13 protein-coding genes are annotated in these 12,011 nt (G+C 55.7%); 9 read left to right on the top strand and 4 right to left on the bottom strand.

Going from position 1 to position 12,011, the window contains the following annotated elements; genetic code table 11:
• Positions 1-142 precede the first annotated feature (142 nt).
• Positions 143-1,399, bottom strand: coding sequence for an aspartate kinase (locus ACLL9E_RS13285; protein ID WP_411292220.1), 1,257 nt, complete (start codon positions 1,397-1,399; stop codon positions 143-145).
• Positions 1,400-1,453: 54 nt separating this feature from the next.
• Between ACLL9E_RS13285 and ubiG the strand changes: the two genes are divergently transcribed.
• Positions 1,454-2,191: a bifunctional 2-polyprenyl-6-hydroxyphenol methylase/3-demethylubiquinol 3-O-methyltransferase UbiG gene (gene ubiG, locus ACLL9E_RS13280; RefSeq protein ID WP_411292219.1), complete on the top strand. Its 738-nt coding sequence runs from the start codon at positions 1,454-1,456 to the stop codon at positions 2,189-2,191.
• 245 nt (positions 2,192-2,436) lie between these two features.
• Here the strand turns inward: ubiG and ACLL9E_RS13275 are convergent, their stop codons facing one another.
• Positions 2,437-3,921, bottom strand: a complete 1,485-nt coding sequence (locus ACLL9E_RS13275) for a replicative DNA helicase (RefSeq protein WP_411292218.1) — start codon at positions 3,919-3,921, stop codon at positions 2,437-2,439.
• Between the two features lie 147 nt (positions 3,922-4,068).
• On the opposite strand from ACLL9E_RS13275, the gene ACLL9E_RS13270 reads away from it, so the two are divergent.
• The 8 genes from ACLL9E_RS13270 (at position 4,069) to ACLL9E_RS13235 (ending at position 10,454) form a co-directional block, all read left to right on the top strand.
• Positions 4,069-4,551: a UPF0262 family protein gene (locus ACLL9E_RS13270; RefSeq protein WP_411292217.1), complete on the top strand. Its 483-nt coding sequence runs from the start codon at positions 4,069-4,071 to the stop codon at positions 4,549-4,551.
• A 78-nt stretch (positions 4,552-4,629) separates the two neighbouring features.
• Complete coding sequence (locus ACLL9E_RS13265; protein WP_411292216.1) at positions 4,630-5,349, top strand: glycoside hydrolase family 25 protein; 720 nt, start codon at positions 4,630-4,632, stop codon at positions 5,347-5,349.
• Positions 5,346-5,777: a cytidine deaminase gene (locus ACLL9E_RS13260; RefSeq protein ID WP_411292215.1), complete on the top strand. Its 432-nt coding sequence runs from the start codon at positions 5,346-5,348 to the stop codon at positions 5,775-5,777. Before ACLL9E_RS13265 ends, ACLL9E_RS13260 begins: the two co-directional genes overlap by 4 nt.
• 99 nt (positions 5,778-5,876) lie before the next feature.
• On the top strand, positions 5,877-6,431 hold the full coding sequence (gene dcd / locus ACLL9E_RS13255; RefSeq protein ID WP_411292214.1) for a dCTP deaminase: 555 nt from the start codon (positions 5,877-5,879) through the stop codon (positions 6,429-6,431).
• Positions 6,432-6,562: 131 nt separating this feature from the next.
• The gene (locus ACLL9E_RS13250) at positions 6,563-7,057 is read left to right on the top strand and encodes a DoxX family protein (protein ID WP_411292213.1); all 495 of its coding nucleotides are present in this window, start codon (positions 6,563-6,565) and stop codon (positions 7,055-7,057) included.
• Between the two features lie 96 nt (positions 7,058-7,153).
• Positions 7,154-8,317 (top strand): saccharopine dehydrogenase family protein, encoded by a 1,164-nt coding sequence (locus tag ACLL9E_RS13245; protein WP_411292212.1) that lies wholly within the window; start codon positions 7,154-7,156, stop codon positions 8,315-8,317.
• A gap of 42 nt (positions 8,318-8,359) precedes the next feature.
• Complete coding sequence (locus tag ACLL9E_RS13240; RefSeq protein WP_411292211.1) at positions 8,360-9,124, top strand: metallophosphoesterase family protein; 765 nt, start codon at positions 8,360-8,362, stop codon at positions 9,122-9,124.
• A 16-nt stretch (positions 9,125-9,140) separates the two neighbouring features.
• Positions 9,141-10,454, top strand: coding sequence for a M20/M25/M40 family metallo-hydrolase (locus ACLL9E_RS13235; RefSeq protein WP_411292210.1), 1,314 nt, complete (start codon positions 9,141-9,143; stop codon positions 10,452-10,454).
• A gap of 69 nt (positions 10,455-10,523) precedes the next feature.
• Here the strand turns inward: ACLL9E_RS13235 and ctrA are convergent, their stop codons facing one another.
• Together ctrA and ACLL9E_RS13225 are read right to left on the bottom strand one after the other, a co-directional pair.
• Positions 10,524-11,225 carry a response regulator transcription factor CtrA gene (gene ctrA, locus ACLL9E_RS13230; RefSeq protein ID WP_411292209.1) on the bottom strand — a complete coding sequence of 234 codons (702 nt, stop codon included), beginning with the start codon at positions 11,223-11,225 and terminating at the stop codon, positions 10,524-10,526.
• Positions 11,226-11,546: 321 nt separating this feature from the next.
• Positions 11,547-12,011: substrate binding domain-containing protein (locus ACLL9E_RS13225; RefSeq protein WP_411292208.1), on the bottom strand; the 465-nt coding region annotated here is incomplete at its 5' end.

Raw genomic sequence — 12,011 nt, 5'->3', positions numbered from 1 at the left:
GGCCCCGCACATGATCGCGACATCGCAGCCCAGAAAGTCCGTGCCGCGTGTCATCAGATGTCGGAGTTTAGTCATTAGATTGGGCCAATTTTTTTTGCACAGGCTCAATGGCAGATTACATACACAAAAGCGCCTGACTTGTTCACTCCGCATCCAGCCCATAGGCAGTGTGCAGAACACGCACGGCGAGTTCGGTTTCGTCTTCATCGATGAGCACGCTGACCTTGATCTCGGACGTGGAGATGGCCTGAATGTTGATTTTGCGGTCGGCAAGGCTGCTGAACATTGTCGAGGCGACACCGGCATGGCTTTTCATGCCAACGCCCACGACCGAAATCTTGGCCACCTTGGTATCAGGGATAAGCCGGTTATAGCCAATGGCGTCGCGACGGTTTTCCAATATGTCGGTGCAACGTGCAAGGTCGGCCTGCGGGCAGGTGAATGTCACATCGGTCTCGCCCTTGTCGCGGCCCACATTCTGAATGATCATGTCGACGTTGATATTGGCATCAGCCAGGGGCGCAAAAATATTGGCAACCGCACCGGGGCGGTCGGGCACGCGCGTTAGCGTGATTTTCGCCTCGTTTTTGTCATGCGCGATGCCGGTGATCAGTTGGCGTTCCACTTGGCTATTCTCCAGTTCTGCGTCGGTCACGATCATCGTGCCTGGGATGCTGTCTGCGTCGGGTGCGCTGTCATCGACAAAGGAAGACAGCACTTGAACACGAACGCCCTCTTTCATCGCAAGCCCGACCGAACGGGTTTGCAATACTTTCGATCCGACCGAGGCAAGCTCAAGCATTTCTTCGTAGGTGACTGCCTTTAGCTTGCGTGCGCGGGCAACGATGCGCGGATCGGTTGTGTAAACGCCATCAACGTCGGTATAAATGTCGCAGCGATCGGCCTTTAACGCAGCGGCAACGGCGACTGCGGATGTGTCGGACCCGCCCCTGCCCAAGGTGGTGACCCGGTTGTCATCGGTCAGGCCCTGAAATCCGGGAATGACCGCAATATTCCCCGCCGCCATCGATGCGCGCAATTCAGTGGTATCAATCGACCCGATCCGCGCCTTGGCATGGGCGTTGTCGGTATGAATTGGCATTTGCCAGCCAAGCCAGCTGCGCGCTTCGCAACCAAGCGCCTGAAGCGTGATTGCCAAAAGACCAGCGGTAATTTGTTCGCCGGCAGCGACCACCACATCATATTCGGCTGGATCATACAGTGCATTTGCCTCGCGGCAAAAATTCACGAGGCGATCGGTATCGCCAGCCATGGCCGACACGACCACAGCAACCTCATCCCCGCGCTCGGCCTGACGTTTGACCAATTGGGCCACACGGCGGATGCGTTCGGTGCCGGCCATCGACGTGCCGCCAAATTTCATTACAATGCGCGCCATGAAAACCTTCAATAATTGCTATATTACAATCGCGCGTCCTGATAGGGACAGGATATGACAAACGCAAGCACAGCAACGACAATTAACGCCGCAGAAGCCGCCCATTTCGGCGCTTTGGCATCCGAATGGTGGGATCCAAAGGGCAGCTCGGCTATGCTGCACAAGCTGAACCCCGTAAGGCTCTCGTTCATCCGCAATGCGGTCGATGCGCATTTCGGCGGCGATGGCAAGGCACGCCACCCACTGGCCGGTAAAACAGCGCTGGACGTCGGTTGCGGCGCTGGACTGCTATGCGAGCCTCTCGCGCGTCTTGGCGCCGATGTCACTGGCGTTGATGCCGCGCCTGAAAATATCGAGGCGGCAAAGTCCCACGCCGCGGGCGCTGGCCTGTCTATCAACTATCGCGCTGGGGAAATCGCTTCGCAAGGCTTGGGTCAATATGACTTGGTTACCTGCATGGAGGTGATCGAACATGTCATGGATCCGGCGGCATTTGTGCATGAGCTGGTGCGTCACCTCAAACCAGATGGTCTGCTCTTGCTATCCACCCCGAACCGTACGCCCGCATCGCGTGTATTTCTTGTGGAGGCGGCCGAACGGCTCGGCCAGGTCCCGCGTGGCACGCATGACTGGGACAAATTCCTGACGCCGGAGGAGCTGGCCGTCTTGATTGACGACGCCGGACTCGAAGTCATCGACATGAAGGGCATTGCCTTTTCACCCATGTCAGGGCTGCATCTGAGCCAGAATATGGCGCTCAATTATATCCTGAGCGCGCGGTTGCGGGGGTAGCTCCCACCTTAGTCGTCATCCTGAATTTATTTCAGGATAACGTGCAACGGCAGTGCGTTATCCCGAAACTAGTTCGGGATGACGAAGTCTTAAACGCTCACGGCTTCTGCAAATCCTTGTGTCACCCTGAACTTGTTTCAGGGTCTGTCATGCATAACGACCGCCAGTTGCGGCAGATAAATAGACCCTGAAACCAGTTCAGGGTGACGGAGGTTTTTCAACATAACCTTGAATTGAAACTCACCTCAATCATACCCCGCATCAGTATATTGGTCATCCGCAAGATCGCTAAAGCGCGTTATCTTTGCTTCAAACTTCATGCGAACACGGCCTGTCGAGCCGTGCCTTTGTTTTGAGATGATGAGCTCTGCAACGCCATGAATTCGCTCCATTTTTTCGTTCCAGGCATCAAATGCAGGCGTGCCCTCATCAGGCTTTTTCATCAGCTCATAATAATCTTCGCGGTAGACGAACCAGACCATATCGGCGTCCTGCTCGATCGAACCCGATTCACGCAGGTCGGACAGCATCGGCGTCTTGTCTTCACGCTGTTCAACCGCTCGGCTAAGCTGCGACAGTGCAACGACAGGGATGCTGAGTTCCTTCGCCAACGTCTTCAAGCCCCGGCTGATTTCGGAAATTTCGTTTACGCGGTTGTCGTTCGCGCGGCTTGAACCCTGAAGAAGCTGCAAATAGTCGACAACGATCAGTCCAATCCCGTGCCGACGTTGTAACCGCCGTGCCCGGGTACGTAACGCTGCAATAGTCAGCGCTGGCGTATCGTCAATAAAGAGCGGCAAGTCCTGCAATTCGCGGGACGCGCGCGAAAGCTCGCGGAAGTCATCACGGGAAATTTTACCCATCCGCAGCAATTCGGAACTGATCCCCGATTGTTCGGCCAAGATACGGGTAGCGAGCTGGTCCGCCGACATTTCAAGGCTGAAAAACGCGACCTTTGCACCGGAGCCCTTCGATTCTTCGATGCCGTCTTCACGCTCGCGCACCCAACGCCGTGCTGCGTTGAACGCGATGTTGGTGGCAAGCGAAGTCTTACCCATGCCCGGGCGTCCGGCCAGAATCACCAGGTCGGAATTGTGCAAACCACCGCATTTCGCGTTGATGCTGCTAAGGCCGGTGGTGATACCTGAGAGGCTGCCACCAGAGTTCAGCGCTTTCTCGACATTTTTGATCGCCTCGGTAGATGCCTGCAAAAAGCTCTTCATCGAGCCGGTTTCGCCTTCGCCCTCGGCGACTTTGTACAATGCGCTTTCGGCGGCCTCAATTTGTCCCTTTGGATCGACGCTTTCGCTGGTGTCCAAAGCATTGTCGACAAGCGTGCGCCCCACCGACACCAACTCGCGCAGCAAGGCGAGATCGTAAATCTGTTGGGCAAAGTCGCGGGCGCCGATGAGGCCCGCGCCGTCGGCCGTGAGCTTGATCAAATAACCCGGCCCGCCAAGTTCCCGCATCGATTCGTCGGCTTCGAAAAACGGCTTTAGCGTGACGGGAGTCACCAACATGTTGCGGTCAATCAGCCGCAGGATCTGTTCAAAGATCCGGCCGTGCAAAGGTTCGAAAAAATGGTCAGGCTGCAGCTTAATCGAGACATCCTCGAGCACGCGGTTATCGATGAGAATCGCGCCCAAAAACGCCGCCTCAGCCTCGATATTGCGCGGCAGGCGTTGGGGTTCAGCTTCATTGGCTGCAGCAAGTCTTATCAGTTCGGCCATGGCTTCCTATCCTTTAGCATGTTCCCTTTCGCAAGGGGGACAGAAAAAGAAGTGCGGGGATATGGCTGTGGACAACATTCTGACATTGCCGGTCACTTGGAACTCGATACCCCTTGCCCCAAAAATATCTCAAGCTAACACAGATTCATGGGGGACCCACGCATCATCAAAGTCGAACTGGACGAAGCGACAATCCTGCGGCGCAATGCCGATATTGAGCAGGAACGGCGCGTTGCCATTTTCGACCTGATCGAAGATAATTTCTTCAAGCCGCTGCGCGATATGGGCGATGGCTATGCCGGGCCGTATCATTTGAGCATTAGCGTCGCAGAAGGGCGCCTGATCCTCGATATCCGCCGCGAAGATGGAACGCCGCACGAGACCCTGGTTCTTGGGCTCGGCAGGTTCAGGCGTCCGGTGAAGGATTATTTCGCCATTTGCGACAGTTATTACCAAGCCATTCGCAAAGCCAGCGCGGCCGAAATTGAGACTATCGATATGGCACGACGCGGCGTACATAATGAGGCCGCCGAATTGTTGATGGAACGACTAGAAGGCAAAGTGGAGGTCGATTTCGCGACGGCTCGCCGATTGTTCACCTTAATCTGCGTCCTGCACATCAAGGCATAGCCCTGCATCCACGACATCGGCTTATTGGCACGGCATGCGCAACAGCACTCGACTTTGCGCAAGCCCAGCGCCTAGAGAGTGGCCGAATCAAATGCGTTTATTGGGGTCTGGTGCTTGGGGGCAAAGCTGAAATTAGTGCGCTGGGGTGCGCTCCTGCTGGTCATGGCGCTTGCGGGCTATGGCCTGTGGAGCTTTGTGACCGGATGGACGCCTTCACGCGAAGAATATCCCGTGCAAGGCGTTGTCGTGAACCAAAGCAACGGCCAACCGCAATGGGCTGAGCTTGCAGCAACAGGGGTAGATTTTGCCTATATCACGGCGGTAGAAGGCGCGCGGGGCCGTGACCCGTATTTTCAGGCCAACCTGGCAGCGGTCCAAGAGGCTGGCATCCGTTTTGGCGCGTTGCACCACTTCGATATCTGCCGATTGGCGTCCGAACAGGCGACCATGTTTATTACCAGCGTTCCGCGAAACGAACGGGCCTTGCCGCCAGCGGTACAACTGGATTTTTCCGAACGCTGCAAAAGCCGGCCGAACCGCGCACTGATACTGTCCGAGCTCGCGACGTTCCTGAACCAGATCGAGGCACATAGCGGCACGCCTGCAATCCTGTTACTGACGCCAGATTTCGAGAAGGAGTATCAAGTGAGCAAGTCGATCGACCGCAACATCTGGCTCGAAGGCAATGGCATATCACCCGGTTATTCGGGAAGGCCCTGGGTGATGTGGACCGCAAACACGCATAGGCGCGTAGGCGGCATTGACGGTCCCGTGCACTGGGTTGTGGTGCGCAAATGAGCGACGCCACCCTAAACCTCGTTCAGGCCGCCATCGACGCGGCAAAGACCGCTTATGCGCCTTATTCCAACTTTCATGTGGGTGCGGCTTTGCTGCTCGATAATGGCGAAATTGTCACGGGCAGCAATTTCGAAAATGCCAGCTACGGGATGACTTTGTGCGCAGAAACCGTCGCGATTGCCAAAGCCAGCAGCGATGGCAAATTGCGCAAGATCCGCGAGATTGCGGTCGCTGGCGGATTGGAAGGACGGGTGGGTAAAGCGGCAGACCCCATCACCCCTTGCGGCCGCTGTCGTCAGATCATCAAGGAAGTGGCGGACCTTACTTCAACCGATATTCCCGTCCATTGTGCGCACGCGTCCGGTTATGAAACGTTCCTGTTGTCGGAACTGCTACCCCATGGATTTGGACCGGCGAGTTTGAAATAAGCTTCATTTTGCCGGCGGATGGTCAATACATTTTTCCATCCCGCCACTTGCACTCGTCTCGCAACATGGCAAAAGCGGTCCGCATAACAGGGAGTGATTATGTCCATATTGTCCGACATTTGGATACGCCAGCAAGCGCATGCAAGCGCGATGATTGAACCATTTGTCGAGGCGCAGCGCCGCGATGGATGTATCAGCTACGGCCTTTCGTCTTACGGATATGACGCCCGCGTCGCCGATGAGTTCAAGATTTTTACGAATGTCGACAGCTCGATTGTGGACCCCAAGGAATTTGATCCCAAAAGTTTCGTCGACCGCAAAACTGATGTCTGCATCATTCCGCCCAACAGCTTTGCGTTGGCGCGTACAGTCGAATATTTCCGCGTCCCCCGCGATGTTCTCGTCATCTGCCTTGGCAAGTCGACCTATGCCCGGTGCGGCATCATCGTCAATGTCACGCCGCTTGAGCCAGGTTGGGAAGGCCATGTGACGCTCGAGTTCAGCAACACCACACCGCTGCCTGCAAAAATTTATGCCAATGAAGGCGCATGCCAGTTTCTGTTCCTCAAGGGTGAACAGCCCTGCGAGACAAGCTACGCAGACCGTGCAGGCAAATATATGGGCCAGCGTGGGGTTACCCTGCCCAAGCTTTAGGTTGCCGCTCCAGGGCGCTAATTCCCGCCTTATTTGAAACCAATGGCTCGATTTGTAATGTCGCGCGTTAACCCAACTGACCGGGTTTCGCTGCCCCTCGGCTAAACCCGGTCAAACCGGAGGGTAAAATCATGTTTTCAGGAATGTTTGCATTATTTGGGCGTATCATGCTTGCGTTATTGTTCATCGTGTCTGGCGCAATGAAACTTACGGATATCCCGGCCACCTCCGCCTATATGGCATCGGTCAATCTGCCCACCAATCTCGCGCTGCCGACGGCTTTGTTCGAAATCATCGGCGGGTTGATGCTGATCTTGGGAATCTTCACGCGCCTGACCGCAATTGTCTTTGCAGCTTTCTGTCTGCTGACGGCATTGTTGTTCCACCGCGAAACGGCTGATCCGGTTCAGGCCGCCGCTGCGCTCAAGAACATTGCCATCGCCGGTGGGTTCTTGTGCCTCTTTGCCTTTGACCAGAAAAGCTATAGCTTCGACTCCTATCGGGCACGCCGCAAGCGTGACGCGGATGTAGCGTTGGCGACACGGCACGACCATGACGAAACAGCTTATCGCAATGGCGAACGTGTTCGCGTTGATACTGCGGTGGATCGAGACCGCCGCAACTAGCATTTTTTCGATGTTGTTTCGGCGCGCCAAGATTTTGGTCGACTCCGTGGGCATTTTTGCTCAACGATTGCGCAAAGTGCATATTGGGAGAGAAAAATGCCACGTGAAAGCCGCGAGTTCGATATCATCGTCTATGGTGCAACTGGATATACCGGGCGCTTGGTCGCCGAATATCTGAAAGACAAAGCTGGTGTAAAGTGGGCGATGGCCGGACGAAGCGCTGATAAACTGGCAGAAGTACGCGACCTGATTGGTGCAGCCGCCGATACGCCACTGATTGTGGCCGATGCTTCAGACCCGGCAACGCTCGACGATATGGTCAAGCGGACGAAGGTCGTACTCACCACCGTCGGCCCTTATCAGCTTTATGGCAATGAATTGGTCGCAGCGTGCGTCGCCAATGGCACCGACTATACCGACCTTTGCGGCGAACCGGCCTGGATGCGCCAAAAAATTGACCAGCATGACGCTGCCGCAAAGGCTTCGGGCGCGCGAATCGTGTTTTCAGCCGGCTTTGACTCCATCCCCTTCGATCTGGGTGTGCTCATGCTACAAAAGCATTGCGAGACGCAATTTGGCGTACCTGCGCCGCGCGTGAAGGGCCGTGTCCGGTCGATGAAGGGCACATTTTCGGGCGGGACCGCGGCAAGCCTTAAAGCGACTATGGCGGCGGCCGGCAAAGACCCCGCAGTGATTGGCTACCTGACCAACCCTTTCAGCCTTTCCGCCGATTTCGACGGCCCAGCGCAGCCAGCGGGAAACAAACCGGAATATGACGAAAGCCTTGGCAGCTGGGCAACGAATTTCGTAATGGCGCCCATCAATACCAAGAATGTCCACAGGACGAACTTTTTGCTGGGTCATGGCTATGGGGCAGATTTCGTCTATGACGAAATGATGCTGACCGGGCCGGGCGAACAAGGTGAAGTCATTGCCAAGCATGTCGCCTCGACGCCAATGATGGGCGGCGCTGATGATCCAAAACCCGGCGAAGGCCCAACCAAAGAAGAGCGCGACACCGGATTTTACGATATATTGTTCGTCGCGGAATATCCCGATGGCCGCACCGCGCGCCTTGGCGTGAAGGGCGACCGTGACCCCGGTTATGGATCGACGAGCAAGATGATCGCAGAAACGGCTATTGCCTTGTGCGAACACGATGGCCCGGGCGGAGTAACGACACCGGGCGCGGCGCTAGGCGAAGCCCTCGTTGACCGACTGCAAAAAAATGCGGGACTGAGCTTCGTTATTGAGGAGTGACCACTTCCCTAATGGGCAATACGGCCCTATAGGCCGCAAGCCATGTTAGGTCGCCTTTTCAAAAAAGTTGCTGTCCCGCGTCCGCTCGATACCGCGCAGGTCCCCAACGGCATGCGCGTGTACGCCATTGGTGACATTCATGGCCGTGACGATTTGCTGAAGGCTCTGTTGGCCAAGATTGACGCCGATGACCAAGCGCGCGGCCCTGCTGACACGCTCATCATCTTTTTGGGCGACCTCGTGGACCGCGGTCCCGGAAGCGCAGCGGTCATCGAAACCGCCATGGCGTTGAAAGCGTCCGGGAAAAATGTCCGATTTCTCATGGGAAATCATGAAGAGGTGTTTGTTAGCGCCTGTCGCAAGAGCGACCCGAAAGTTACCAGGTTTTTCTTGCGCATTGGCGGTGAAGAGACGGTATTGTCGTACCCGATCACGCGCGCCGAATATATGACGCTTGATATGGAGCAGCTGACAGAGCGATTGACGACTTTGGTGCCCGAAACGCACATCGCCTTCATCGAAAGCTTCGAAGACCAGATCGTGATTGGTGATTATGCGTTTGTCCATGCTGGCATTCGTCCGGGGGTGGCATTGGCGGAGCAAAAGCCGAGCGATATGCGCTGGATCCGCGAAGAGTTCGTGGATCAACGCGGCGATCTGGAAAAAGTCGTTGTCTATGGCCACACAATTTACGAAGAGGTCGAGGAACGCGGGTCACGCATTGGCATTGATACCGGCGCGTACAGTTCGGGAAAATTGACGGCGCTAGCGCTTGAGGGCGGCGAACGCTGGTATTTGCAAACATGACGGGAAATCGCCAATAATGAAAAAAATCGCTCTAGTCGCCAGCATTATCGCGATCGGACTCGCGTCGCCTGTCGCCGCACAATCAAGCCCTAAACCCGAACGCTTAAAAGCAGACGTCGAAAAACTCGTGAGCTTTGGCACGCGCCATACGCTGTCCTCGGCTACTGATCCCAAGCGGGGCATTGGTGCAGCACGACGTTGGGCGCAGAGCGAGTTTGAGAAAATCGCAAACGCGTGCAAGGGCTGTTTGAAGACAGAATTGCTTGAACGCAACATGTCGGGTCCACGCATTCCAAATGGCGTGAACATCGTCGATGTTCTGGCCATAAAGCCCGGCAAAATGGGTTGGGACCATGTCATCATCATTGCAGGACACATCGACAGCCGCGTCTCCGACGTCATGGATTTTACCAAAGACGCGCCCGGTGCCAATGACGATGGATCGGGCAGCGCGCTGGTAATAGAGGCAGCACGGATCATGGCACAACAGCCACAGACCGAAGCAACAATCGTGTTTGCGCTGCTCTCGGGCGAAGAACAGGGGCTGATGGGCGGGCGGCTGCTCGCGGAGACTGCCAAGGAACGCGGTTGGAAAGTCTCCGCAATGTTGAACAACGACATTGTTGGCGGCACGCTTGGAACCGACGGACGCCGGGTTGAAAATGTCGTTCGCGTCTTCAGCGAAGGCATTCGCGCATCTGAAGATTTGGCCGGTCAGATGGCGCGGCGCAACAGCGGCGGCGAAGATGACGGCCCCAGCCGCTCATTGATGCGCTATGCCGACAACGTCGCGGCGCAGAAATTTCCCGAAGTGACGCTTGATGTTTTTGGTGTCCGCCGCCCAGACCGGTTTGCACGCGGCGGCGACCATTTGGCCGCACTTGAGCTAGGCTTTCCTGCCATCCGGTACACGGTGGGTGTCGAAAATTATCATCACCAGCATCAGGATCTGCGCACCGAAAACGGTATTGAATATGGCGACACTGTCGACAAGATGGATTTTGACTATCTCGCAAAGGTGACGATGTTGAACGTGCTGACCGCGCGCGCTCTGGCTGAGGCACCGCCAGCACCTTCATCGGCGACATTGGGCGGCGCAGTAACATCGGATACAACGGTAAAGTGGGACGCGGCCCCCGGTGCAAAGCGCTACCGTTTGTACCAACGCCGCGCCGACGCGCAGGTTTGGACTTTTGTGCGTGATGTCGAAGGCACGGATGCGGTGCTTAAGGGCGTAATCGTTGACGACCATTTTGTGGGCGTAAGCGCGGTTGGCCCCAATGGCGCAGAAAGCGTCATTACCTTTGGTGGTCTACCCCCGCGCCGATAAGTATAAAGGCGCAGCCATTTCTGACTGCGCCTTTATCATTACCCCCTCGGTAAATCCAGTTGAGCCGCGTCAGGCGACCAGCGGCTGCTCCATATCGTCGAGATCACGCAACACATAGCCACGGCCCCAGACGGTTTCGATGTAGTTTTCGCCCATGCAGGCCAGCGACAATTTCTTGCGCAGCTTGCAGATGAAGACGTCGATAATCTTCAGTTCAGGCTCGTCCATGCCGCCATATAGATGGTTCAAGAACATTTCCTTGGTCAACGTCGTGCCTTTGCGCAGGCTCAACAATTCAAGCATCGCATATTCTTTACCGGTCAAATGCACGCGGCTGCCGTCGACTTCGACAGTCTTTGCGTCGAGGTTCACCGACAATTTGCCGGTGCGAATGACGGATTGTGAATGGCCCTTTGAACGGCGCACCACAGCGTGGATACGTGCAACCAGTTCCTCACGATGGAATGGCTTGGTCACATAGTCATCGGCGCCAAAGCCAAAGGAGCGGACCTTTGAGTCCATCTCGTTAATGCCGGAAAGGATGAGCACCGGGGTCTGCACCTTGGCAACGCGCAGCTTCTTCAATACATCATATCCGTGCATGTCGGGCAGATTCAAGTCGAGCAAAATGATATCATAATCATAGAGCTTGCCGAGATCGAGGCCTTCCTCACCGAGGTCAGTAGTGTAAACATTGAAACCTTCGGTCGCGAGCATCATTTCGATGGCCTTGGCCGTGGTAGGTTCATCTTCAATTAAAAGCACACGCATTGGGCAAACCCCTTTTTGAAACCCTGCACCCCCGAAGCAACCCGGTCTTGGCTAACGATGCTTCGAACTTTATTAACCATAAGGGAAATGAACTGAAAAGGTTAATTTGGTGTTAATGCTAGGATTTGCGCGAGTCGTGACATTTATGTCTGGGCAGAGTGACTCATTTCCGCGGATTTAGAGCATGTGATGTGCCAAAAAATTCTTTCGTCCTGACACTGAATTTTCGTTGTTTGGGCTATGATTTGAGAAAAACAATGGACAGCCAGGTCACAATGTTAACGAAATACCGGCGCAATCCACTTCGGCTTCCCGACTTATTTATGGTCGCCCGAGTTGCATGACCAGATAATCGATCAGCGCGGTCACCCGTTGCGGTCGAATGGTACCGGGCGGTGTTACCAGATGTAATGCGACCTTTGGCGGCCGCCAGTCTTGTAATATCGGCAAAATATTGCCGTTCGCCAGATCCTCGTCGGAAATGAAATCGGGCACTACGGCGATGCCGTGACCGGACCGCAGGCTGTGCAACATGGCATCGCTGTTGTTCGCACGTAGTCGTCCGCGCGGGCGCACCGCTACCTCCTCACCCGCCGCATTTGTGAACCGCCAGAGCTCAGGGGTCGTCAACAGCGAATAACGTAGGCACTCATGCTCGCCGAGTTCGGCAGGGTGGCGCGGCGTTCCCATGCGTTCCAGATAGGCTGGCGCGGCGACAATATGGGTTTGCACGTCACGTAGCTTTCGTGCGCGCAGGCTGCTGTCGGGAAGCGCGGCAATGCGCAG

It is taken from the genome of Sphingorhabdus sp., from assembly GCF_046596595.1.
Classification (GTDB): Bacteria; Pseudomonadota; Alphaproteobacteria; order Sphingomonadales; family Sphingomonadaceae; genus Sphingorhabdus_B.
This window is presented reverse-complemented; position numbering and strand designations above follow the sequence as displayed.